At 70.9% G+C, this 21,659-nt stretch carries 23 protein-coding genes; 9 read left to right on the plus strand and 14 right to left on the minus strand.

Going from position 1 to position 21,659, the window contains the following annotated elements; translation table 11 throughout:
* The first annotated feature begins 68 nt into the window (after window positions 1-68).
* Window positions 69-1,256: an MFS transporter gene (locus ACNYS0_RS27360; RefSeq protein WP_422477088.1), complete on the plus strand. Its 1,188-nt coding sequence runs from the start codon at window positions 69-71 to the stop codon at window positions 1,254-1,256.
* A 125-nt stretch (window positions 1,257-1,381) separates the two neighbouring features.
* Here the strand turns inward: ACNYS0_RS27360 and ACNYS0_RS27365 are convergent, their stop codons facing one another.
* Both ACNYS0_RS27365 and ACNYS0_RS27370 read right to left on the minus strand, forming a co-directional pair.
* Window positions 1,382-1,663 (minus strand): DUF397 domain-containing protein, encoded by a 282-nt coding sequence (locus ACNYS0_RS27365; RefSeq protein ID WP_422477089.1) that lies wholly within the window; start codon window positions 1,661-1,663, stop codon window positions 1,382-1,384.
* Window positions 1,645-2,478, minus strand: a complete 834-nt coding sequence (locus ACNYS0_RS27370) for a helix-turn-helix domain-containing protein (RefSeq protein ID WP_422477090.1) — start codon at window positions 2,476-2,478, stop codon at window positions 1,645-1,647. Before ACNYS0_RS27370 ends, ACNYS0_RS27365 begins: the two co-directional genes overlap by 19 nt.
* A 354-nt stretch (window positions 2,479-2,832) precedes the next feature.
* Here ACNYS0_RS27370 and ACNYS0_RS27375 point away from each other — a divergent pair, with 354 nt between their 5' ends.
* From ACNYS0_RS27375 to ACNYS0_RS27385, 3 genes are all read left to right on the plus strand, one after another.
* On the plus strand, window positions 2,833-3,048 hold the full coding sequence (locus ACNYS0_RS27375) for a hypothetical protein (protein ID WP_422407234.1): 216 nt from the start codon (window positions 2,833-2,835) through the stop codon (window positions 3,046-3,048).
* A 172-nt stretch (window positions 3,049-3,220) separates the two neighbouring features.
* On the plus strand, window positions 3,221-3,970 hold the full coding sequence (gene recO / locus ACNYS0_RS27380) for a DNA repair protein RecO (protein ID WP_422407233.1): 750 nt from the start codon (window positions 3,221-3,223) through the stop codon (window positions 3,968-3,970).
* Between the two features lie 36 nt (window positions 3,971-4,006).
* Entirely contained in the window at window positions 4,007-4,825 is an 819-nt protein-coding gene (locus tag ACNYS0_RS27385; protein WP_422477091.1) for an isoprenyl transferase, read from the plus strand.
* Between the two features lie 109 nt (window positions 4,826-4,934).
* Here ACNYS0_RS27385 and ACNYS0_RS27390 read toward each other — a convergent pair whose 3' ends face one another.
* The 4 genes from ACNYS0_RS27390 to ACNYS0_RS27405 all read right to left on the minus strand — a co-directional run bounded on the left by ACNYS0_RS27390 (window position 4,935) and on the right by ACNYS0_RS27405 (window position 8,056).
* Window positions 4,935-5,333: a Fur family transcriptional regulator gene (locus tag ACNYS0_RS27390; RefSeq protein WP_385756931.1), complete on the minus strand. Its 399-nt coding sequence runs from the start codon at window positions 5,331-5,333 to the stop codon at window positions 4,935-4,937.
* A gap of 67 nt (window positions 5,334-5,400) precedes the next feature.
* The gene (locus ACNYS0_RS27395) at window positions 5,401-6,285 is read right to left on the minus strand and encodes a metal ABC transporter permease (RefSeq protein WP_422477092.1); all 885 of its coding nucleotides are present in this window, start codon (window positions 6,283-6,285) and stop codon (window positions 5,401-5,403) included.
* A gap of 5 nt (window positions 6,286-6,290) precedes the next feature.
* Window positions 6,291-7,064, minus strand: a complete 774-nt coding sequence (locus ACNYS0_RS27400) for a metal ABC transporter ATP-binding protein (protein WP_422477093.1) — start codon at window positions 7,062-7,064, stop codon at window positions 6,291-6,293.
* 17 nt (window positions 7,065-7,081) lie between these two features.
* Entirely contained in the window at window positions 7,082-8,056 is a 975-nt protein-coding gene (locus ACNYS0_RS27405; RefSeq protein ID WP_422477094.1) for a metal ABC transporter substrate-binding protein, read from the minus strand.
* A gap of 188 nt (window positions 8,057-8,244) precedes the next feature.
* Between ACNYS0_RS27405 and ACNYS0_RS27410 the strand changes: the two genes are divergently transcribed.
* Window positions 8,245-9,627: a glycine--tRNA ligase gene (locus ACNYS0_RS27410; RefSeq protein ID WP_422477095.1), complete on the plus strand. Its 1,383-nt coding sequence runs from the start codon at window positions 8,245-8,247 to the stop codon at window positions 9,625-9,627.
* Between the two features lie 64 nt (window positions 9,628-9,691).
* Here the strand turns inward: ACNYS0_RS27410 and ACNYS0_RS27415 are convergent, their stop codons facing one another.
* The 3 genes from ACNYS0_RS27415 to ACNYS0_RS27425 are packed head-to-tail and all read right to left on the minus strand — an operon-like array spanning window position 9,692 to window position 10,997.
* Window positions 9,692-9,913, minus strand: a complete 222-nt coding sequence (locus tag ACNYS0_RS27415) for a DUF397 domain-containing protein (RefSeq protein ID WP_422477096.1) — start codon at window positions 9,911-9,913, stop codon at window positions 9,692-9,694.
* Window positions 9,910-10,140 (minus strand): DUF397 domain-containing protein, encoded by a 231-nt coding sequence (locus ACNYS0_RS27420; protein WP_422477097.1) that lies wholly within the window; start codon window positions 10,138-10,140, stop codon window positions 9,910-9,912. Before ACNYS0_RS27420 ends, ACNYS0_RS27415 begins: the two co-directional genes overlap by 4 nt.
* Complete coding sequence (locus ACNYS0_RS27425) at window positions 10,140-10,997, minus strand: helix-turn-helix domain-containing protein (RefSeq protein WP_422477098.1); 858 nt, start codon at window positions 10,995-10,997, stop codon at window positions 10,140-10,142. Before ACNYS0_RS27425 ends, ACNYS0_RS27420 begins: the two co-directional genes overlap by 1 nt.
* Window positions 10,998-11,171: 174 nt before the next feature.
* Here ACNYS0_RS27425 and ACNYS0_RS27430 point away from each other — a divergent pair, with 174 nt between their 5' ends.
* A complete protein-coding gene (locus ACNYS0_RS27430; protein WP_422477099.1) occupies window positions 11,172-11,627 on the plus strand; it encodes an ATP-binding protein in 456 nt (151 codons plus the stop codon).
* Window positions 11,628-11,975: 348 nt separating this feature from the next.
* Here the strand turns inward: ACNYS0_RS27430 and ACNYS0_RS27435 are convergent, their stop codons facing one another.
* From ACNYS0_RS27435 to ACNYS0_RS27445, 3 genes are all read right to left on the minus strand, one after another.
* Entirely contained in the window at window positions 11,976-12,575 is a 600-nt protein-coding gene (locus tag ACNYS0_RS27435) for a TetR/AcrR family transcriptional regulator (protein WP_422477100.1), read from the minus strand.
* A 25-nt stretch (window positions 12,576-12,600) separates the two neighbouring features.
* The gene (locus ACNYS0_RS27440) at window positions 12,601-13,617 is read right to left on the minus strand and encodes an aldo/keto reductase (protein ID WP_422477101.1); all 1,017 of its coding nucleotides are present in this window, start codon (window positions 13,615-13,617) and stop codon (window positions 12,601-12,603) included.
* 120 nt (window positions 13,618-13,737) lie between these two features.
* Window positions 13,738-15,168, minus strand: a complete 1,431-nt coding sequence (locus ACNYS0_RS27445) for an MFS transporter (RefSeq protein WP_422477102.1) — start codon at window positions 15,166-15,168, stop codon at window positions 13,738-13,740.
* Window positions 15,169-15,269: 101 nt separating this feature from the next.
* Here ACNYS0_RS27445 and ACNYS0_RS27450 point away from each other — a divergent pair, with 101 nt between their 5' ends.
* On the plus strand, window positions 15,270-16,157 hold the full coding sequence (locus ACNYS0_RS27450) for a helix-turn-helix transcriptional regulator (RefSeq protein WP_422477103.1): 888 nt from the start codon (window positions 15,270-15,272) through the stop codon (window positions 16,155-16,157).
* Here ACNYS0_RS27450 and ACNYS0_RS27455 read toward each other — a convergent pair.
* Together ACNYS0_RS27455 and ACNYS0_RS27460 are read right to left on the minus strand one after the other, a co-directional pair.
* Window positions 16,152-17,621, minus strand: a complete 1,470-nt coding sequence (locus ACNYS0_RS27455; RefSeq protein ID WP_422477104.1) for an MFS transporter — start codon at window positions 17,619-17,621, stop codon at window positions 16,152-16,154. The genes ACNYS0_RS27450 and ACNYS0_RS27455 overlap by 6 nt on opposite strands.
* A gap of 147 nt (window positions 17,622-17,768) precedes the next feature.
* Window positions 17,769-19,196, minus strand: a complete 1,428-nt coding sequence (locus ACNYS0_RS27460; RefSeq protein WP_422477105.1) for an MFS transporter — start codon at window positions 19,194-19,196, stop codon at window positions 17,769-17,771.
* Window positions 19,197-19,296: 100 nt separating this feature from the next.
* Here ACNYS0_RS27460 and ACNYS0_RS27465 point away from each other — a divergent pair, with 100 nt between their 5' ends.
* Window positions 19,297-20,154, plus strand: coding sequence for a helix-turn-helix transcriptional regulator (locus ACNYS0_RS27465; protein ID WP_422477106.1), 858 nt, complete (start codon window positions 19,297-19,299; stop codon window positions 20,152-20,154).
* Between the two features lie 62 nt (window positions 20,155-20,216).
* Entirely contained in the window at window positions 20,217-21,344 is a 1,128-nt protein-coding gene (gene dusB / locus ACNYS0_RS27470; RefSeq protein ID WP_422477107.1) for a tRNA dihydrouridine synthase DusB, read from the plus strand.
* Window positions 21,345-21,659: the final 315 nt, after the last annotated feature.

Raw genomic sequence — 21,659 nt, forward strand, 5'->3', positions numbered from 1 at the left:
GCACGGGCCGTTCACGATTCATGAAGGCGCGATGCGTGCCGTGCGGCGGGGCACGTACCACTGGTGGCATGACCCGACCCGTGACCTCCGCCTCGACCGCGCCGGCCCCCGCCCCAGGACCCACCAGGATCTCGGCCCATGGCGGCCGGGCCGCCTGGATCATGCTGGCGTCCGGCTGGAGCGCCAACCAGTTCTCGGCGCTGCTCGGGGCCTACCGCAGCAACCTGGGCCTGAGCGAGTCGACGGTGACGGGGCTGTTCGCCGTGTACGTGGTGGGGCTCATACCGGCGCTCCTCGTGGCGGGCCCGATGGCGGACCGCAGGGGCCGGCGGTCGGTGGCGCTCGTGGCACTGGCCCTGAACGTCCTCTCCACACTCCTGCTGATGGCCGGAGGCCTGTGGGCCACGTGGCTGCTGCTGCCCGGCCGCTTCCTCACCGGGGTCAGCGCGGGGGCGCTGCTCGCGGCGGGCAGCGCCTGGATCAAGGAACTCTCCGGCTCGCCGCGCCGCTCGGGCCTCTTCGTCTCGGCGGGCTTCGCCACGGGTGGGCTCGGCGCGGCGCTCATCGCCGAGTGGGCGCCGTGGCCGATGGTGACGGCGTACGTTCCGCACGTGCTGCTGGGCCTGGTGGCGGGCCTCATGGCCGTACGAGAGCCGGAGACGCGGACCGTGCCCGCCACCGTGCCGGCACCCGTGGGCGGGCACCCCAGCCGCGCCTTCCGCCGCGAGGTCCTCGCGGTCGCCCCGTGGATCTTCACGGCGCCGACCATCGGCTTCGTGACGCTGCCCGGGACCCTGCACGCGGGGCTGATCTTCACGGGGGTCGCGACGGCCGTGGTCCCCGGGGTCGGGCTCCTTACGGCGCGCCGTGCGGTCGCGTCCCCGGTGCCGGGGTTGCTCACGGTGGCGGTGGGTACGGCGATGGCCGCGGGGGCGGCGGGGGCCGGGAGCGCGGTGCTGGCGCTGCCGGCCGCGGCGGTCCTCGGTGCGGGGTACGGGTTGACGCTCACGTACGGGCTGACCCGGACGGTGGCGTTGGCGCCGCCGCACCAACTGGCGGGGTGGACGGCGAGGTTCTGGACGGCGGCGTACGTGGGGATGTTCACGCCGTACGTCATCACGTTGGTGTCGCGGGCGGTGCCGGTACCTGCGGTGCTGGTGGGGGTGGCGGTCCTGGCGGCGCTCACCGCGTGGCCCACGTCACGGGGCTCCGCCCCGGCCCCCGCCGGCTCTCGTCCGACGGCGGGGCTCCAATAACCCGTCCTCCGCCGCGCGGGCGGCTGTGGCGCCTGGCTCAGGTCGTCCTAGCCCCGGTCACGACCAGGGCCGCACGAGGTCCGGCTTGGCTGCGAGTGACGTCGCGCCGCAGGCCGTCGCCTCGCTCAGGTCGTCGTCTTCGCCCCGGTCACGAACGCGGACCACGCCGCCGCGCCGATGACGACGACGTCGCCGTCGACGACCTTGGAGTCCCGGACGGGCACGACCCCGGGGACTCCGTCGGCGACTTCGAGGCACGAACCACCGTTGCCGTCGCTGTACGTCGACTTGCGCCAGCGGGCGGCTCCGTCGAAGTCGTATGCGACCTCGATGCAGGACTCGCCGCCATCGCCTCCGCTGTGATTGCTCTTGCGCCAGTTGGCGTCGCTCAGGTCGTACTCGCGCATCGTCTGTAGTCCTCAGCCGCCGCGTCGACCATGGCCAGGGATGCCTGCGGCGACAGTGCGGCAACCCTGAGCAGATCGTAAGCCTCCTGCACGCGCTTCACCACAGCCGGATCGTCCAGCAACGTCCCCGAAAACACGGCCTCTGTATAGGCAGTTGGCGGGGCATCCTCGAACTCCATGAGGGTCACCATCCCGGCCATCAGGGCGTGCGGCCCCGCCGCGTCGGGCAGGACTGTGACCAGGACCTTGCGCTCACGTGTCGCCGCCGCGATGTGCTCCAGCTGCTCGGCCATGAGCGGTGGCCCACCCACGGGGATGCGCAGCACGTTCTCGTGAAGGATCACCCAGTACTGGGGCCTTGTAGCGTCACCAAGGATGCGCGTGCGTTCCATGCGTGCGGTGACCTTCTCCTCGACGGACTCGTCCGTGGCGAACGGGTTCGTCGCGAGCGTGACCGCACGGGCGTAGGCGGGCGTCTGCAAGAGGCCGGGCACCAGGGTCGGCGCGAAGTCGCAGATCTTCGTCGCCATCCGCTCCAGTTCGACGACCCGCGCGAAATACTCCGCATACCGACGGTCATCGATCAGGCCCCGCCACATCCGCTCGAAAATACCGTCGGTTTGCAGCGCCTCATCGATCCTGCGGGCTACATCCAACTGCGGCTTGCGAATTGCCTGTTCGAATTGGCCGATGTAGCCGCCGGAAACGAATACCCGTATCCCCAACTCCACTTGGGTCAGCCCCGCGTCCTCGCGGCGCCGCTTCAACTCCACTCCGAAGAACTCCCACGCCGCCTGGCGCGAACCCTTGGCCATGGCCAACCCCCAAGTCAAGCGCCGCAGTTGTAGTGCGCAGACCTCTCCCCACTGTAGGGACGGCACGCCACCGTGGAGGTGCAAAGCGTGAAATTCAATGAGGCAGGGGAGCCACGTGACGGGACAATCGAAGCACGCCGCGCTGTGCGTGGAGGAAGCCGAGGAAATGGTGGAGACATTGCGAGCCGCACTCGCCGGAGCGGGAATTGTGCTGCCCTCGCTCGGCCTCGATCCCGGGTCAATCGCACGGAGTGCCCCGTGTCCCTTGGTGGAATTGGGGCGTTGTCCGGTTGACGCGGCGGCCCGGCTCGCCGCCGTACTCCTCGCAGGGACGGACGACAGGAGCGCTACGCCATGAAACCGCCGATCGGTTCGTACGCGGTCGACACGAGCACGGGTCAGGTGGGACGAGTGATGGGGCACGAGGGTCCGTACGTACAGTTGCGGCCCTTCGGCGGCGGACGCGAGTGGGACTGCCCGCCGGACGTGCTGCGCGTGGCGTCGACGACGGAACGGGTGCGCGCGGCGACGGCGTACGAGAACAGAAGGAGCCGGGGCGAGGTGCCGTAGGGCGGGCGGGGAGGGACGAACACCGCGCCGGTCGAGGGGTGCACGGGCCCGTGCGGAGTGACGCAGGTCATGTACGACGCCAGCCGGGCCCTGCGGGAGCTGCGGCGGGCCCGACCGCGTCCCTGCCCCCGTTCCCGCAAACGGGCTCCGTCCGTAAGGGACAATGAGTGGCATGAGTCTGTTCCGTGACGACGGGGTCGTGCTGCGTACCCAGAAACTCGGCGAGGCCGACCGCATCATCACGCTGCTCACCCGCAACCACGGACGCGTGCGCGCCGTCGCCCGCGGTGTGCGGCGCACCAAGTCCAAGTTCGGCGCCCGGCTCGAACCCTTCTCCCATGTCGACGTGCAGTTCTTCGCGCGGGGCAGCGAGTTGATCGGGCGCGGGCTCCCCCTGTGTACGCAGAGTGAGACCATCGCCGCGTACGGCGGCGGGATCGTGACGGACTACGCCCGGTACACCGCGGGGACCGCCATGCTGGAGACGGCGGAACGGTTCACCGATCACGAGGGCGAGCCCGCGGTGCAGCAGTACCTGCTCCTCGTCGGCGGCCTGCGCACGCTCTCCCGCGGGGAGCACGCGCCCGGCCTCGTCCTCGACGCCTTCCTGCTGCGCTCCCTCGCCGTCAACGGCTACGCGCCCAGCTTCGGCGACTGCGCGAAGTGCGGAATGCCCGGTCCCAACCGGTTCTTCTCCGTCGGCGCGGGCGGCTCGGTTTGCGTCGACTGCCGGGTACCGGGCAGCGTCGTACCCTCACCGCAGGCCCTCGACCTGCTCGGTGCGCTGCTCACGGGAGACTGGCAGACGGCGGACACGTGCGAGGCACGGTTCGTACGGGAGGGCAACGGGCTGGTGTCGGCCTACCTGCACTGGCACCTGGAGCGCGGACTGCGTTCGCTGCGCTACGTAGAGAAAAGCTAGCGAGAGCTGGCACTGAGCTAGGGGAGAGGCCCGGAAATGGCACGTCGCGGAATCCTCGGACGGAACCGCCGTGAGTACACAGCGCCCGAACCGCACCCGTCGGGCGCGCGGCCGCCGAAGATCCCAGGCGAGCTGGTGCCCCAGCACGTGGCGATCGTCATGGACGGCAACGGACGCTGGGCCAAGGACCGCGGCCTGCCGCGCACCGAGGGCCACAAGGTCGGCGCCGAGCGTGTGCTCGACGTCCTCCAGGGCGCCATCGAGATGGGCGTCGGCGCCATCTCCCTCTACGCCTTCTCCACGGAGAACTGGAAGCGGTCGCCCGACGAGGTCCGCTTCCTCATGAACTTCAACCGGGACTTCATCCGCAGGACCCGCGACCAGCTCGACGAGCTCGGTGTCCGGGTGCGCTGGGTGGGCCGGATGCCCAAGCTGTGGAAGTCGGTCGCCAAGGAGCTGGAGATCTCCCAGGAGCAGACCAAGGACAACGACAAGCTGACGTTGTACTTCTGCATGAACTACGGCGGCCGCGCCGAGATCGCCGACGCGGCGCAGGCGCTCGCCGAGGACGTGAAGGCGGGGCGGCTCGACCCGTCGAAGGTCAGCGAGAAGACGTTCGCGAAGTACCTGTACTACGCGGACATGCCCGACGTCGACCTGTTCCTGCGGCCCAGCGGTGAGCAGCGGACGTCCAACTACCTGCTGTGGCAGAGCGCGTACGCCGAGATGGTCTTCCAGGACGTCCTGTGGCCGGACTTCGACCGCCGTGACCTGTGGCGGGCGTGCGTGGAATACGCCTCCCGCGACCGGCGGTTCGGCGGGGCGACTCCGAACGAGGTTCTGCTGCGCAAGTAAGCCCCTGCGGCGATTGAGCAGCGGGGTCCGGGGCGGAGCCCCGTGTCGTTGAGCGCGCGGCGCCGCCGGGGCTCTGCCCCGGACCCCGCGCCTCAATCGCCGGCGGGGCTTATTTGGCGCACTCCGCACACGTGCCGAAGATCTCCACCGTGTGTGCCACGTTCACGTACCCGTGCTCGGAGGCGATCGCCTCGGCCCACTTCTCCACCGCGGGGCCCTCGACCTCGACCGCCTTGCCGCAGACCCGGCACACGAGGTGGTGGTGGTGCTCGCCCGTGGAGCACCGGCGGTACACCGCTTCGCCCTCGGACGTCCGCAGCACGTCGACCTCGCCGGCGTCCGCGAGGGACTGGAGCGTCCGGTACACCGTGGTCAGCCCGACCGAGTCCCCCTTGTGCTTGAGGACATCGTGCAGCTCCTGGGCACTGCGGAACTCGTCCACCTCGTCGAGCGCCGCCGCCACGGCCGCGCGCTGGCGGGTCGACCTGCCTCGAACCGGGGCTGCCACGGGTTTCTCCTCACATCCCTGCCACGTACGTACGGCCGCCATTGTGCCAGGCGGCGCCGCAGGTGGCTCAGACCTTGGCGGTGGCCTGCTCCGGGATCGGGCACTCGGCCGGGTCCCCGGCGGGCACCGGGACGGACCGCGCCCTGCGCCGGGCGAGGGGCTTCGCGAGCAGGGCGAGGACGATGAAGGCCGCGATCGTCAGGAGCACGATCGTCGCCCCGGGCGGCACGTCCTGGTAGTACGAGGTCGCGGTGCCGCCGAGCGTCACCGCGACGCCGAGCGCCACCGAGATCACGAACGTCGCCTTGAAGCTGCGGGTCAGCTGCTGGGCCGCGGCCACCGGCACCACCATCAGGGCGGAGACCAGGAGCAGGCCCACCACGCGCATCGCGACGGTCACCGTCACCGCCGCCGTCACCGCGATCAGCAGGTTCAAGAAGCGCACGGGCAACCCCGTCACCCGCGCGAACTCCTCGTCCTGGCTCACCGCGAACAGCTGCCTGCGCAGGCCCACCGTCACGAGCACCACGAAGGCCGCGAGCAGGCAGATGGCGAGGACGTCGTCCTGCGACACCGTCGACAGCGAGCCGAAGAGGTACGAGTTCAGGTTGGCGTTGGAGCCGCCGGGCGCCAGGTTGATGAACATGACGCCGCCCGCCATGCCTCCGTAGAAGAGCATCGCGAGCGCGATGTCGCCGCGCGTCTTCCCGTACCAGCGGATCAACTCCATGATCACGGCGCCGAGTACGGAGACCGCCGTCGCCATCCACACCGGCGAGGCCGACAGCAGGAAGCCGAGGCCGACGCCCGTCATCGCCACGTGGCCGATGCCGTCGCCCATCAGGGCCTGGCGGCGCTGCACGAGGTAGATGCCGACGGCCGGGGCGGTGATGCCGACGAGGACGGCGGCCAGCAGCGCCCGCTGCATGAAGTCGTAGGAGAGGAGTTCCATGTCAGTCAGCTCAGCAGTCCTGTGCGCAGGGGTTCGGCGTCCACGGAGGTGTGGGGGTGCACGTGGTCGTGGCCGGGCAGCGCGTGCTGGCCGACGGCCTCCGGCGGCGGGCCGTCGTGCAGCACGCAGCCGTCGCGCAGCACGACCGCGCGGTCGATCAGCGGCTCCAGCGGGCCGAGCTCGTGGAGGACGAGGAGGACGGACGCGCCGGCCGCGACCTGCGTGCGCAGCGTCGCGGCGAGGATCTCCTGGCTGGCCAGGTCGACACCCGCCATCGGCTCGTCCATGATCAGCAGCTCGGGTTCGGCGGCCAGGGCGCGCGCGATGAGCACGCGCTGGTGCTGGCCTCCGGAGAGCGCGTCCACGGAGTCCTTGGCGCGGTCCGCCATCCCGACGAGTTCGAGGGCGCGGGTCACCGCGTCCCGGTCGGCCTTGCGCAGCAGGCCGAACTTCGCGCGCGAGAGGCGGCCCGAGGAGACGACCTCGGTCACCGTCGCGGGCACGCCGCCCGCGGCCGTGGTGCGCTGCGGCACGTAGCCCACGCGCGCCCAGTCCTTGAAGCGGCGCCGGGGCGTGCCGAAGATCTCGATGCCGCCGCCGGTGGTCGGGACCTGCCCTATGACGCTGCGGACGGCGGTGGACTTGCCCGACCCGTTCGCCCCGAGCAGGGCGACGACCTCGCCGCGGTGCACGGTGAGGTCGATGCCGCGCAGCACGGGGCGCCCGCCGAGCTCGGCCGTCACCTTGCTCAGCGAGATGACGGCTTCCCGTCCTCCCATGTCGCCCTCCTCGGTGGTCACTTGGTGCCCAGCGCCTTCTGGAGTGCCGCCAGGTTCGACTCCATGACCGAGATGTAGTCGTCACCCTTGGACTTCTTCGTGATGCCCTCGATCGGGTCGAGCACATCGGTCTTGAGCTTCGCGTCGCCCGCGAGGGTCTTGGCCGTCTTGTCGCTGACGAGCGTCTCGTAGAAGACGGTGCCGACGCCGTCGGCCTTCGCCGTCTTCTGGAGCTGCTTGACGCGGGCGGCGCTGGGCTCGCTCTCCGGGTCCAGGCCGCTGATGGCCTCCTCGGTGAGGCCGTAGCGCTCGGCGAGGTAGCCGAAGGCGGCGTGCGTGGTGATGAAGGTCGAGGACTTGGTGTCCTTGAGGCCCTTCTCGAACTTGGTGTTCAGCTCGTCGAGCTTGCCGACCAGGGCCTTGGTGTTCTTCTTGTAGTCGGCCGCGTGGTCGGGGTCGGCCTTCTGGAGGGCCTTGCCGACGCCCTCGGCGACCTCGGCGTACTTCACCGGGTCGAGCCAGATGTGCGGGTCGGCGGCGTCCTCGTCGTGGGTCTCCTCGCCGTGCCCGTGGTCGTGACCGTCGACCTCGGTGCCGTGCTTCTCGAGGGAGGTCAGGGTGCCGGCGTCGATCTTCGTCTTGATGTCCGACTGGTCGATGGCCTCGTCCACGGAGGGCTGGAGACCCTTGAGGGAGAGGGCGACGTCGGACTCCTCGAGCTGGGCGCGCTGCTTGGCGCTGACCTCCAGGTCGTGGGGTTCCTGGCCGGGCTCGGTCAGGTTCGTGACGTCGACGTGGTCGCCGCCGATCTCCTGCGCGAGGTACTGCATCGGATAGAACGACGCGACGACGCTCAGCTTGCCGTCGCTCCCCTTGTCCTCGGCGGCGGAGCTGCCGCACGCGGTGAGGGCGCCGAGACCGAGGGCGGTGACGGCGGCGACGGGTATCAGGCGACGGGAGCGGGGGAGGCCCCGAGGGCGACGTACGTTCATGACAGTCATTTTCAACAAAACTGGAAACGGTTGTCAACAAAGCGTTCATCGAGGTCTTCGTCACGCTCGGTCCCGCTCTGTCCCCGGAACCGATTTGGTTAGGGGGGTGGGCCCGCCGGTAACCTGAGGCATTCGCTCCCGGAGCGCGTATCCAGCGCGCTCACCGTCGTCGTAATGAAGAGAGCACCGTGGCCGCCGACAAGATCGACACCATCGTCAGCCTCAGCAAGCGCCGTGGCTTCGTCTACCCCTGCAGCGAGATCTACGGTGGGCAGCGTGCCGCCTGGGACTACGGGCCGCTGGGCGTGGAGCTGAAGGAGAACCTCAAGCGTCAGTGGTGGCGCTACATGGTCACCTCGCGCGAGGACGTCGTCGGTCTCGACTCGTCCGTGATCCTGGCGACCGAGGTCTGGCAGGCCTCCGGCCACGTCGCCACGTTCACCGACCCGCTCACCGAGTGCACCTCCTGCCACAAGCGCTACCGCGCGGACCACCTGGAGGAGGCGTACGAGGCGAAGAAGGGCCGCCTGCCCGAGAACGGCCTCGCCGACCTCTCCTGCCCCAACTGCGGCAACAAGGGCACGTTCACCGAGCCCAAGCAGTTCTCCGGCCTGCTCTCCACGCACCTCGGCCCGACGCAGGACAGCGGCTCCGTCGCCTACCTGCGCCCCGAGACCGCGCAGGGCATCTTCACCAACTTCAGCCAGGTGCAGACGACTTCGCGCCGCAAGCCGCCCTTCGGCATCGCGCAGACGGGCAAGTCGTTCCGCAACGAGATCACGCCCGGCAACTTCATCTTCCGCACCCGCGAGTTCGAGCAGATGGAGATGGAGTTCTTCGTCAAGCCCGGCGAGGACGAGGAGTGGCACGAGTACTGGATGGAGCAGCGCTGGAACTGGTACACGGGCCTCGGCATGCGCGAGGAGAACATGCGCTGGTTCGAGCACCCGAAGGAGAAGCTCTCCCACTACTCGAAGCGCACCGCTGACATCGAGTACCGCTTCAGCTTCGGCGGCAGCGAGTGGGGCGAGCTGGAGGGCGTCGCCAACCGCACGGACTACGACCTCACCGCGCACTCCAAGGCCTCCGGCCAGGACCTCTCCTACTTCGACCAGGAGAAGGGCGAGCGCTACACCCCGTACGTCATCGAGCCCGCGGCCGGCCTCGGCCGCGCGATGCTCGCCTTCATGCTCGACGCGTACGTCGAGGACGAGGCGCCCAACGCCAAGGGCAAGATGGAGAAGCGCACGGTCATGCGCTTCGACCACCGCCTCGCCCCGGTGAAGGTCGCGGTCCTCCCGCTGTCCCGCAACCCGGAGCTCTCGCCGAAGGCGAAGGGCCTCGCGCAGGCGCTGCGGCAGAACTGGAACATCGACTTCGACGACGCCGGCGCCATCGGCCGCCGCTACCGTCGCCAGGACGAGATCGGTACGCCGTTCTGCGTCACCGTCGACTTCGACACGCTCGAGGACAACGCGGTGACCGTGCGCGAGCGCGACACCATGAAGCAGGAGCGCGTCTCCCTCGACCAGATCGAGGGCTACCTGGCCAGCCGCCTCGTCGGCTGCTGACCGGAACCCGGCGCACGAAACGCCCCGGCCCACCGTTTCCACGGTGGGCCGGGGCGTTTCGGTTTCAGTCGAACTCGCCGTGCAGCGCCCCGAGTTTGAACGCCTCCCACTCGCGGGCGGTGAAGCGCAGGACGAGCCCGCGCGGGTCGGCCGGATTGCGCAGGGCCACGGCGCCGCCGCCGAGCGCGGCGACCTCCACGGGGCCGCTCCGGGCGGCGGCGCCCGGAGCGCTCAGCCATTGCGCCTCGGAGATGTCGAGTGCGTAGAGCCTTTCCTTCTCCTTCACAGCGGCAGGGCCCCGGAGTTGAGGCTGGAAACGAATGCGTGCCACGCCGGGGATTCGAAGACGATCGCGCCGAACTCCCGGTGCTTGGTGTCGCGGATCGCGCGTCGGCCGGAAGTGAGTTCGGCGTGCTCGACGCATCCGTTGGACGCGCCGCTGAACGTGCTCTTTCGCCAGACCGCTGACCCGACTTCGGCGAGCGACGCGGTGGGGGCGGAGGTGGGGGGCATCACGACCCGCTTTCTTGCTTGATTCGGTCACTGATGTACCGGCGGGACTGCGCAGGGGACAGCGCGGCGGCCGTCAGGTCGTCCCAGGCCTTTGCGTACATCTCTACATCGGGGCGCTGCTCGAGGAGCGTGCCGCCGGTCATGTGCTCCAGCCACGCGACCTGTACGGGCGGTTCACCGCGCATCGTGAACAGCGTGTACGGAGCGTACTGTGCGAGAGGCAGAGTGATGTCCAATGGCAGGACCTGGATGGTGACATTGGGCAACTCGCCTGTTTCCATCAGGTATTCAAACTGCTGACGGATCAATTCCCTCGGGCCCGGGATGCGGTGCAGCGCGGGCGTGTCGACGACCACTCTGAGGCGGAATTCCGCGGGTCCTTCGAGCAGGTTCTTGCGCCTCATGCGGGTCTTCACCAGGGTCTCGACGCGGGCCTCCTCCGCCCCCACGGTGAATATCTCGCGCATGTACGCCTCGGTCTGCAAAAGCCCCGGCAGTACCGATGGCTCAAAGGAGCGCACGAGTGTGGAGTCGGCCTCAAGGGTGAGGTAGTCGCGCAAGTCGTCGCTCAGCAGCGGTCCTTGGCCCGACCACCAGTCCACCTTGTGGATGTCGCGGGCCAGCCGCTTGAGATTGGTGCGCTGCCGGTCGTCCTCGACTCCGTAGAGGTTGAGGAGCGTTGTCAGATCGAGCTGGCGGATGCCTCGTTTTCCCGTCTCGATCTGGCTGATCTTCGGCTGCCCGCATTCGAGTGCCATTGCCGCGTCATTGACCTTCAGGCCGGCTTCGGAACGCAGTCGTCGCAGCTCGGCTCCTAGGCGACGGCTGCGCATGGTGGGCATCTCGCTCTGGGGCATGGGCACATGATGTCCCGCGCCTTCAGGCCACACAACTGTCATATGCCTACCCACTCCATCAATATGCTGACTCGCGCGTAATACTTGCCTAAGGCATAGTTTCGGCGTCAGGATGACGATGCAACGCCCTTTGTCCGCACGTGAGTTGACCGCCATGGGACCCCCGGAGGGGTAATGCAGGACCAGACGACGGACGAGATCGATGTGATCGAGGTGCTGGAGATGCTCGATCAGCCGTGCTCGATCCGTATGGAGTACAGCCCGCACCGCCTGGAACAGATCCGCAGGATCGTCGGTGCTCGCCTGCGGTGCTGGGGCCTGCACAAGCTGGTGTACGACACCTCGTTCGTGGCGACGGAGCTGTGCAGCAATGTGCGGCACTGCGACGACAGCACCTTCGAGTTCGCCATCGGGCGTATCACCAAGGGTGTCCGCCTCGAAGTGACGGACACGTCCAGCGAGCTCGTGGTCATCCCCGCGGAGCCACCGGACTTCCTCGAGACCGGCGGCCGGGGCCTGTTCCTGGTCTCGTCCTACGCCTCCGCCGTCGGAGTGCTGCCGACGTCCACCGGGAAGGTGGTGTGGGCCGAACTGGTCCTGGATGACGCCGAGTCGGGCGGGGCCGACTGACGTGCCTCTGTGGGTGTCCAACCGAATCCTCTGCGTGGTCGCGTGGGGTGCACGCGGGGCCGCGCCGGGGTCCGGGGCGCTGTTTCCGTATGGGGCGGAATGTGGGGGGCGAGCACGGTACGTGGTTCCGCCCCTCGTCCGGAGAGTACGAGCGGGCGCGAAAACATCACAGTGGCAGCATTGCGGATTCGGTCAAGTGTTTGGCGAGGCCTCCCGGCCGAACTTGACCCTTGGCCAACGGTATTACTGCTGGTCCCCGCCGTTCGCGGGGTGGCACGGGCCGACGGCGGCCTTCCGTTTGTGCTGAAATTGTTCGCAAAGCATGGCCGAGAGCGTATGCCGGGCCGGTCAGGAGGTCTCTGGCCGGCGGGTCGCGATCCCGCGCAGGACGAGGGAGACCACCGCGTCGAACGCGGACTCCGCGCCGGGGCGTGACCACTCGGGCGCGTACACCGGGTCGTGGAAGTGGGCGGTCGCCTCGAAGACGGCACGGGCCGTCGCGGGCAGGTCCGGGATCTCGAACTCGCCGGAGGCCGCGCCCTGTTGGAGGATCGAGGTCAACTGGCCCGTGAGGTCCGCGATATGGGCGTCCACCACGCCGCCCTGCTCGTCCGTGAGGACGGTGTACGTGGCGAACAGCTCCGGGTCGTCGCCCGCCTTGTGGCGCTTGGCCTCGAAGAGGGTCGCGAGCCAGAGGCGCAGCTTGGCCGCGGGGGGCTCGTCGCCGGCGGCGACCTCCGCGAGCCGCGCCGTCGTGCGGTCCAGCCAGCGCTTCGTGACCGCGCCGCGCAGCTCCGCCTTCGTCCGGAAGTGCCGGTACACCGAGCCGTGGCTGACCCCGAGCGCGCGGGCCACGTCGACGACGGTCGCCTTCGCGGGGCCGTGCCTGCGCAGCACCTCCTCGGTCGCGGCGAGGATGCGCTCGGGGGTCAGGGTCTCGGGGGCCATGGCTACGAAGTTACCGGGCCGCTGATCAGCGCTCGCTGTCGAGGTGTGCCATCTGGGCCGCCGGGTAGCGCTCGCCGGCCGCGGCGTCGGCGGGCACGGCCTCCTCGATCGCGGCGAGGTCCGCGGCGTCCAGGGTCACGTCGAGCGCGCCGAGGGCCTCGGTCAGGCGGTCGCGGCGGCGGGCGCCGACCAGCGGGACGATGTCCTCGCCGCGCGCGGCCACCCACGCGATGGCGATCTGCGCGACGCTCGCGCCCTTCTGCTCGGCGATCTTGCGCAGCTGCTCGACGAGGTCCAGGTTGTGCTGGAGGTTCTCGCCCTGGAAGCGTGGGCTGAAGGACCGGAAGTCGCCCGCGCCGAGCTTGCGGTCGCGGCTGAAGTGGCCGGAGATCAGTCCGCGCGAGAGCACGCCGTACGCGGTGACGCCGATGCCGAGCTCGCGGACGGTGGGCAGGATCGAGTCCTCGATGCCGCGCGAGATGAGCGAGTACTCGATCTGGAGGTCCGAGATCGGGGCCGTCGCCGCCGCCCGGCGGATGGTGTCCGCGCCGACCTCGGAGAGGCCGATGTGGCGTACGTAGCCCTGCTCGACGAGCTCGGCGATGGCGCCGACCGTCTCCTCGATCGGCACCTCGGGGTCGAGGCGGGCGGGCCGGTAGATGTCGATGTGGTCGACGCCGAGGCGCTGCAACGAGTACGCGGCGAAGTTCTTCACGGCCTCGGGGCGGGCGTCGTAGCTGTTCCACGAGCCGTCCGGGCCGCGAAGGGCGCCGAACTTCACGCTGGTCAGCGCGTTCTCCCGGGCCGCGGCGGGGGCCGTGCGCAGGGCCTCGCCGAGCAGCATCTCGTTGTGGCCCATCGCGTAGAAGTCGCCGGTGTCGAGGAGCGTGACCCCGGCGTCGAGCGCGGCGTGCACCGTGGCGATGGACTCGGCGCGGTCGGCCTCGCCGTACAGCGCGGACATGCCCATGCAGCCGAGGCCGAGGGCGGCGGTGCGGGGGCCCGTGGTGCCGAGGGTGCGGGCAGGGAGGGCGGTGTTCATGAGGGGGCTCCTTCGGGTGGGTGACTCCAGCGTCGCATGACAGATGACAGATTTCAATATCTGTCATCTGTCACCGGTCGTGCGATGTCATGCCGCTCGTGATGGCTCCACGAGAGGGCGTCACGCGATCCGGCGCGGCAGCCGCACGCTCAGGAGCGTCGTCAGCGCCACCGCCGCGAGCTGCACGAGCAGCGTCGCCACCAGGGCGTCGCGCATGCCCGCGCCGGGCGCCACGGAGAGGAACAGCGAACCCAGCGTGGCCACGCCCAGCGCGAGCGCCGCCTGCTGCGTCGTCGTCATCACGCCGCCGCCGACACCCGCCCGCGCCGCCGGCACCTCGGAGAGGATGATCCGGAAGAGGATCGGAAGCTGGAGCGCCTGGCCCGCGCCCGCGAGCACCGCGCCCGGCAGGAGTTCCAGGATCCCGAGGTCCGGCCAGGTCCGCCACGCGGCGAACGCGATCAGCGCCACACCCGCCGCTTGCAGCAGACCGCCCACCGTGACGACCCGCGTGCCCCACCGGGCCACAAGGCGCGGCCCCGCGAGCGAGGTCGCGAAGAAGACCCCCGCCATCGGGGCGAGCGCGAGACCGGCCTCCGTCGCGCCGAGTCCCGCGCCGCGCTGCAAGGCCACCGCGATCACGAACATGAAGCCGCTGAAGCCGATGGAGAACGGCACGACCATCACCAACCCCCGCCGCAGCGACGTCAACCGGAAGAGCGAGGGCGGTACGAGCGGGGTGCGCCCCGTGCGGTCGGCCGCGCGCTCCACCGCGTAGAAGGCGTACGCGAGGAACGGGAACGCCGCGAGGCACAGCCAGGTCCACAGCGGCCAGCCCGCCGCCCGGCCCTCGGTCAGCGGGGCGAGCAGCGCGATCAGGGCGAGCGCGAGCAGCACCGTGCCGGGCACGTCGACCGGCTCGGGACGCTCGGAGCGGGTCTCGGGGACCGACCGGGCGGTGAGCAGCAGGGCGAGCACCACCACCGGCACGTTCACCAGGAACACCGAGCGCCAGCCCGTGCCGAGGAGGTCCGCCGAGACGAGCAGGCCGCCGAGCACCTGCCCCGCGACCATCGACAGGCCGGCCGTCGCGCCGTACTTGCTCATGGCCCGCGCGCGGTGCGGACCGCTCGTCGTGGCCTGGATCGTGGCGAGGACCTGCGGCAGCATCAGCGCGGACGCGGCGCCCTGCGCGATCCGGGCGGCGACCAGCGCCCAGGCGGTCGGGGCGAGGCCGCAGGCGAGCGAGGTGACGCCGAAGGCGGCCGTGCCCGCGAGGAACAGGCGGCGCCGTCCGAGGAGGTCGCCGAGCCTGCCGCCGAGGACGAGGAGGACCGCGTACGTGATCCCGTAGCCCGCGACGACGAGTTCGAGGACGGGCTCGCTCGCGTGCAGATCGCGGCCGATGGTGGGCAGGGCGACGTTGACGATGAAGAAGTCGATCAGGGGCAGGGCCGCGCCGAGCAGCACGGTGAGCAGGCCGAGGCCGCCGAGCGCGGGCGGGGTCCGGTCACCGGCACGGGTGGTCCGGGCCTGGATGTGGGTCGTCATGCCGTCGAGCTTCGCCCGGGCCCGAGAGGGGTACCAGAGTGTCCTTGTCCTGGTACAAGCGCCACCTGGAAACAGGCTCGCGGCGGGTCCATCCTGGGGGAATGGCCACGATGACACGGGACGTGACGGGCGCACGGGACAGCGGTCCGGCCGACATCAGGCGGCAGGAGCTGGGGGCCTTCCTGCGCAGCAGGCGCGAGCGGATCGCGCCCGAGGACGTGGGGCTGCCGCGCGGCAGCCGCCGCCGCACGCCCGGCCTGCGCCGCGAGGAGGTCGCGCACCTCTCGGCGGTCGGCGTCACCTGGTACACGTGGCTGGAGCAGGCCCGCGACATCCAGGTCTCCGCGCAGGTCCTCGACGCGCTCGCCCGCACCCTGCGGCTCGACCGGAGCGAGCGGGCCCATCTGTTCGGCCTCGCGGGCGCCATCGACCCGACACCGGCGGCGAGCTGCGCCACACTGACGCCCGAACTGCGCCAGATGCTCGTCCAGTTGGAGCCGATGCCGGCCTGCGTGATGAACAGCCGCTACGACATCCTCGCCTACAACCGCACGTACGGGCGGATGCTGGTGGATCTGGACGGGATCCCGCCCGAGGACCGCAACTGCATGCTGCTGGCGTTCACCAACGAGCAGTGGCGCGCGGGGATCGTCCTCCTCGACGACGCCCTGCGCGTCATGGCCGCCAAGTTCCGTGCGGGCATGACCGACCGCCTCGCCGATCCCGCCTGGAAGCTGGTCCTGAAGCGGCTGCTCGACGAGTCCGCCGAGTTCCGCGCGCTGTGGGAGCGTCACGACGTCGTGGCGTCCGTGCCCAGCAAGGTCAAGCACTTCCGCAGCCCGGACGTCGGGGAGCTCTCCGTCGTCCGCACCGACCTGTGGCTCGGCCGGGACTGCGGCGCCCGCATGGTCACGTACACACCGGCGGACGACACGTCCCGCGAACGCCTCGAAGCGCTCGGCGAGTTGGCGGCCCGCCGGACGTCATGACCGGGTGGCCGCCCGGGTCAGCTCCGCGTCCTCCGCGTCCTCCAGGCGCTCCGCCGTCCGGCGTGCCGTCTCCCGGGCCCAGTGGCCGCTGGTCAGCGCGCCGAGGACGAGGACCGCGAGGCCGCAGCCCGCGATGATCCACCAGCAGGAGCGGCTGGCGGCGACGAAGGTGTCGGCGTACGAGGACTCGACGACGCCGGACGCGAGGACCGCGCCGATCACCGCGACGCCGAGGGTCTGCCCGATCTGACGGCTGGTGGAGGCGACCGCGGCCGCCACTCCGGCCTGGGCGCGCGGCATTCCGGAGACCGCGGTGTTGGTGATCGGCGCGTTCACGAAACCGAAGCCGATGCCGAACAGGACGTAGCCGACGACGAGCGTGACGTTCGAGGTCTCGGCGTCGAACGCCGCGAACAGCACCCCGCTCGCCGTCATCATCACGCCCGCGACGAGCAGCGGCAGGCGCGGTCCGCGGTTGCCGACGAGGCGGCCCGACAGCGGCGCGCACACCAGCGTCATCGCCGCCATCGGCAGCATCCACAGGCCCGCGTGCAGGGCGTCCAGGCCGCGCACGTCCTGGAGGTACAGCGTCGACAGGAACAGGAAGCCGCCGAGCGCCGCGAAGCCGCAGATCGCGATCACCGTGGCGCCGCTGAACGGGGCCGAGCGGAAGAACCGCAGGTCGATGAGGGGTTCCTCGCGGCGCGGCTCGTAGAGCAGGATCCCGGCCAGGGCCGCGACGGCGAGCGCCGCGAAGACCAGGATCCGGACCGAGGTCCAGCCCGCGTCCGGCGCCTCGATGATCGCGTACGTGAGCGAGCCGAGCAGCGTGATGATCAGGAGCTGGCCGACCGGGTCGGGGCGGCGGGCCTTCGGGGCGCGGGACTCGGGGACGTAGCGGAGGGTGAGCAGGAGGGCCGCGAGGCCGACGGGCAGGTTGATCCAGAAGATCGAGCGCCAGCCGACGGAGTCCACGAGCAGGCCGCCGACCAGCGGTCCCGCCGCCATGGAAATACCCACGACGCCGCCCCACACGCCGATGGCGCGGGCCCGCTCGCGCGGGTCCGTGAAGGTGTTCGTGATGATCGACATCGCGACCGGGTTGAGCATCGAGCCGCCGACGGCCTGAAGCATCCGGAACGCGACCAGGGCCTCCAGGCTCGGCGCGAGCGAGCAGGCCACGGACGCCACCGTGAAGACGGTCAGGCCGATCGTGAAGACCTTGCGCCGCCCGATCCGGTCGGCGGTCGACCCGGCCAGCATCAGCAGTGCGGCGAGGACCAGCGTGTAGGCGTCGATCGTCCACTGCATGCCCGAGAGCGTGGCGTCGAAGTCCTTCGCCATGGAGGGGAGGGCGACGTTCAGGACGGTGTTGTCGAGGCTGACGATCAGCAGGCTCATGCAGCAGATCGCCAGCACGAGCATCCGCCTGCGGTGGGTCAGGGTTTGTCGTGCATCGGGCATGTGTCCGACGGTAGCCGGATCTGCTGTGAGCGGGCATGTCCGGTCGGCCCGGGCCCGGGTGGGCAAACCGAGCCCGGGTGGGCAAATCAAGCCCCTGCGGCGATTGAGCAGCGGGGTCCGGGGCAGAGCCCCGAGTCCGGAGGACGGTCAACCGAGGTCTCGCGGCGACCGCAACGCCAACACCGCCAGCCCGACCAACCCACCCGCCTGCACCAGAAGCACCACCACGAGCGCCGCCCGCATCCCGGCCCCCGGCACCAACGCCAGGAACAAGGACCCCATCGTGGCCACCCCCACCGCAAGGCACGCCTGCTGCACCGTCGCCGCGAGCCCACTGCCCGCACCGGCACGGGCGGCCGGCACCGCGCCGAGGACGATCCGGTAGTAGAGCGGCAGCTGGAGGCCGGTACCGAGACCCGTCAGGACGAGCCCCGGCGCGAGCGTCAGCGGCGTGATCCGGTCCCACGGCACCCACAGCGCGGTGAGGGCGAACACGGCGAGCCCCGCGATGTGCGACACCGCGCTCAGCACCAGCGTCCGGGAGCCGAGCCGCGCGGCGAGCCGGGGAGCGAGCGTCGACGCCGCGAACTGCGCCACGCCCATCGGTACCAGCGTCAGCCCCGCCTCCAACGGGCCGTACCCCAGGCCCTGTTGGAGGGTGACGGCGCTGACGAACATCCAGCTCGCGAACCCGATGAAGATCGGCAGACCGAGGACGAGGCCGCGCCGCACCGCGGGCGCCGCCACCAGCGAGGGCGGCAGCAGCGGGCTCCCGCCGGAGCGCTCCGCCCGCCGCTCCACCGCCACGAACGCCAGGGCCAGGAACGGCGCCGCGACCAGCGACACCACCGACCACAGCGGCCAGCCCGTCGCCCGCCCCTCCGTCAGCGGCAGTAGCAGCGCGGTCAGCGACGCGGCGAACAGCGCCGTGCCCGCGAGGTCGCCGCGCGCGGGCCGCTCGGCGCGGCTGTCCGGCACGGCGCGGGCGCCGAGCAGCAGGGCGAGGACGACGACCGGCACGTTCACGAGGAACACCGCCCGCCAGCCGGTGCCGAACACGTCGGCGGCCACCAGGAGGCCGCCCGCCACCTGCCCGAGCACGATGCTGACGCCGCCCACGGACCCGTACAGGGACACCGCCCGGGCCCGGCGCGCCCCGCTCGTCGTGGCGTGAATGGTGGCCAGCACCTGCGGCAGCATCAGCGCGGACGAGGCGCCCTGCGCGACCCGGGCGCCCACCAGGGCCCACACACCCGGGGCGAGCCCGCAGGCCAGCGAGGTGAGACCGAAGGCGGCGACCCCGGCGAGGAAGAGCCGCCTGCGCCCGAACGTGTCGCCGAGCCGGCCGCCGAGCACGAGCAGCACGGCATACGCGACGGCGTAGCCGGCCACGACCATCTCCAGGCCGGCGGGGGAGGCGTTCAGGTCGCGCTCGATGCTGGGCAGGGCGACGTTCACGATGAAGAAGTCGATCATCGGCAGGGCGGCGCCGAGGAGGATGGTGAGCAGGCCTGCGCGGCCGAGCAGGGGGGTCTCCCGAGCCGGAGGCGCGGCGGTGGTGGTGAGGGTGGTCATGGGTCGACCATCGCCAAAGGCTCAGCCTGTTACCAGAGTCTCCTCATCCTGTTACAGGCAGTACCTGGCAACCGGATGAGGAGGCGGGCAAGCTGGTGGCATGTCGACCCGCCCCGTCTCCGACGATCCGCGCCGCACCGAACTCGCCGCGTTCCTGCGCAGCCGCCGCGAGCGGATCTCGCCGGAGCGGGCCGGGCTGCCGCGCACCGCGCGCCGCCGCACCCCGGGCCTGCGCCGCGAGGAGGTCGCGCACCTCTCCGCCGTGGGCGTCACCTGGTACACGTGGCTGGAGCAGGGCCGCGCGATCAACGTCTCGCCCGGTGTCCTCGACGCGATCGCCCGCGCCCTCCAGATGGACCCGACCGAGCGCGCCCACGCCTTCGCGCTCGCGGGCAGCACCGACCCGCACGCGGAGACCGTCTGCCCGGCCGTCACGCCGACGATGCTGCGCCTCATGGAAGGCCTGTCGCCCTACCCGGCGTCCCTCCAGAACGCCCGCTACGACGTGCTCGCCTCCAACCCCGCCTACGCCGCCGTCTTCGGCGACCCCGCCGAGCTCGCCCCCGACGAGCGCAACTGCATGTGGCTGCTCGCCATGAGCGACCGGTGGCGCGATCAGTTCCTCGACCGCGACGAGATGCTGCGCGACCTGGCCGCCAAGTACCGCACGTCGATGGCCGAGCATGTCGCCGAACCCGCCTGGAAGGCGCGGGTCGCCCGCCTCCTGGAGGCGTCGGCGGAGTTCCGCGCGATCTGGGAGCGGCACGAGGTCGCGCCGATGGTGCCGCACGTGAAGCGGTACCGGCACCCCGAGGTGGGGCTGCTGCGCCTGGAGCACCGCAATCTGTGGCTGTCGCCGGAGAGCGGTGCGTACCGCCTGGTCGCGTACGTTCCCGCGGACGACGAGACCGGCGCCCGCCTGGAGAAGCTGGCGGCCCCGACGGCCGTGCCGGGCTGAGCGGGGAGTGAGGGACAATGGATGCTTGCCCCCACCCGTCGTCCGTCCCGGAGAGCCCTGAGATGTCCGCTCTGACCATCGGCCCCCACCTGGTGCAGCCCCCCGTGGTGCTCGCCCCCATGGCGGGGATCACGAACGCGCCGTTCCGCACTCTGTGCAGGGAGTTCTCGGGCGGCAAGGGCCTGTTCGTGAGCGAGATGATCACGACGCGGGCGCTGGTCGAGCGCAACGAGAAGACGATGCAGCTCATCCACTTCGACGAGACCGAGAAGCCTCGCTCGATCCAGCTGTACGGGGTCGACCCGGCCACCGTCGGCAAGGCCGTCCGCATGATCGCGGAAGAGGACCTGGCCGACCACATCGACCTGAACTTCGGCTGCCCGGTCCCGAAGGTGACGCGCAAGGGCGGCGGGTCCGCGCTTCCGTACAAGCGGAATCTGCTGCGGGCGATTCTCCGCGAGGCCGTTTCGGGGGCGGGTGACCTGCCGGTCACCATGAAGATGCGCAAGGGCATCGACGACGACCACATCACGTTCCTCGACGCGGGCCGGATCGCGGTCGAGGAGGGCGTCACGGCGATCGCGCTGCACGGGCGCACGGCGGCCGAGCACTACGGCGGCACGGCGGACTGGGACGCGATCGCCCGGTTGAAGGAGCACGTGCCGGAGATCCCCGTCCTCGGCAACGGCGACATCTGGTCGGCGGACGACGCGCTGCGGATGGTCCGCGAGACCGGGGTCGACGGGGTCGTGGTCGGGCGCGGCTGCCTGGGGCGGCCGTGGCTGTTCGCGGATCTGGTGGCGGCGTTCGAGGGGCGCGAGGAGCGGGTCCGGCCGACGCTGCGGGTGGTGGCCGACGCGATGGTGCGGCATGCGTCGCTGCTCGGTGAGTGGATCGGCGACGAGTCGCGGGGCGTCATCGACTTCCGCAAGCACGTGGCCTGGTACCTCAAGGGGTTCGCGGTCGGCGGCGAGCTGCGCAAGCGGCTCGCGACCACCTCGTCCCTGGAGGAACTCCGGTCCGGGCTGGACGAGTTGGACCTCGACCAGGGGTGGCCGGCCGGTGCGGACGGGCCTCGCGGCCGTACGTCGGGCAACGGTCGGGTGGTCCTGCCGGACGGGTGGCTGAAGGATCCGTACGACTGTGCGGGCGTCTCGGAGGACGCGGAACTGGACACGTCCGGCGGCTGACCGGTCCTTTGTTGCGCGGCACCGTGGTTGCGGCCACGGGGCTCCGCCCCGGACCCCGCGCCTCAATCGCCGGCGGGGCTTGATTTACCGGCACCGGGTCCCGGCCGCGGGGCTCTGCCCCGGACCCCGCGCCTCAATCGCCGGCGGGGCTTGTTGTACCGGCACCGGGTCCCGGCCGCGGGGCTCTGCCCCGGACCCCGCGCCTCAATCGCCGACGGGGCTTGATTTACCGGCACCGGGCTCCGCCCTGGTCCCCGCTGGCCCTCGTACGCAAAGCGGGGCTTGAGTTGCCCGCCCGTCGCCGAGGCTGAATTT

Source organism: Streptomyces anthophorae (genome assembly GCF_049310305.1).
GTDB lineage: Bacteria > Actinomycetota > Actinomycetes > Streptomycetales > Streptomycetaceae > Streptomyces.

Coding starts and splice junctions, on each gene's coding strand:
- ACNYS0_RS27360 (WP_422477088.1), top strand. CDS start 69: ATGACCCGACCCGTGACCTCCGCCTCGACCGCGCCGGCCCCCGCCCCA.
- ACNYS0_RS27365 (WP_422477089.1), bottom strand. CDS start 1,663: ATGCGCGAGTACGACCTGAGCGACGCCAACTGGCGCAAGAGCAATCAC.
- ACNYS0_RS27370 (WP_422477090.1), bottom strand. CDS start 2,478: ATGGCCAAGGGTTCGCGCCAGGCGGCGTGGGAGTTCTTCGGAGTGGAG.
- ACNYS0_RS27375 (WP_422407234.1), top strand. CDS start 2,833: ATGAAACCGCCGATCGGTTCGTACGCGGTCGACACGAGCACGGGTCAG.
- recO (WP_422407233.1), top strand. CDS start 3,221: ATGAGTCTGTTCCGTGACGACGGGGTCGTGCTGCGTACCCAGAAACTC.
- ACNYS0_RS27385 (WP_422477091.1), top strand. CDS start 4,007: ATGGCACGTCGCGGAATCCTCGGACGGAACCGCCGTGAGTACACAGCG.
- ACNYS0_RS27395 (WP_422477092.1), bottom strand. CDS start 6,285: ATGGAACTCCTCTCCTACGACTTCATGCAGCGGGCGCTGCTGGCCGCC.
- ACNYS0_RS27400 (WP_422477093.1), bottom strand. CDS start 7,064: ATGGGAGGACGGGAAGCCGTCATCTCGCTGAGCAAGGTGACGGCCGAG.
- ACNYS0_RS27405 (WP_422477094.1), bottom strand. CDS start 8,056: ATGAACGTACGTCGCCCTCGGGGCCTCCCCCGCTCCCGTCGCCTGATA.
- ACNYS0_RS27420 (WP_422477097.1), bottom strand. CDS start 10,140: ATGCCCCCCACCTCCGCCCCCACCGCGTCGCTCGCCGAAGTCGGGTCA.
- ACNYS0_RS27425 (WP_422477098.1), bottom strand. CDS start 10,997: ATGCCCCAGAGCGAGATGCCCACCATGCGCAGCCGTCGCCTAGGAGCC.
- ACNYS0_RS27430 (WP_422477099.1), top strand. CDS start 11,172: ATGCAGGACCAGACGACGGACGAGATCGATGTGATCGAGGTGCTGGAG.
- ACNYS0_RS27435 (WP_422477100.1), bottom strand. CDS start 12,575: ATGGCCCCCGAGACCCTGACCCCCGAGCGCATCCTCGCCGCGACCGAG.
- ACNYS0_RS27440 (WP_422477101.1), bottom strand. CDS start 13,617: ATGAACACCGCCCTCCCTGCCCGCACCCTCGGCACCACGGGCCCCCGC.
- ACNYS0_RS27445 (WP_422477102.1), bottom strand. CDS start 15,168: ATGACGACCCACATCCAGGCCCGGACCACCCGTGCCGGTGACCGGACC.
- ACNYS0_RS27450 (WP_422477103.1), top strand. CDS start 15,270: ATGGCCACGATGACACGGGACGTGACGGGCGCACGGGACAGCGGTCCG.
- ACNYS0_RS27455 (WP_422477104.1), bottom strand. CDS start 17,621: ATGCCCGATGCACGACAAACCCTGACCCACCGCAGGCGGATGCTCGTG.
- ACNYS0_RS27460 (WP_422477105.1), bottom strand. CDS start 19,196: ATGACCACCCTCACCACCACCGCCGCGCCTCCGGCTCGGGAGACCCCC.
- ACNYS0_RS27465 (WP_422477106.1), top strand. CDS start 19,297: ATGTCGACCCGCCCCGTCTCCGACGATCCGCGCCGCACCGAACTCGCC.
- dusB (WP_422477107.1), top strand. CDS start 20,217: ATGTCCGCTCTGACCATCGGCCCCCACCTGGTGCAGCCCCCCGTGGTG.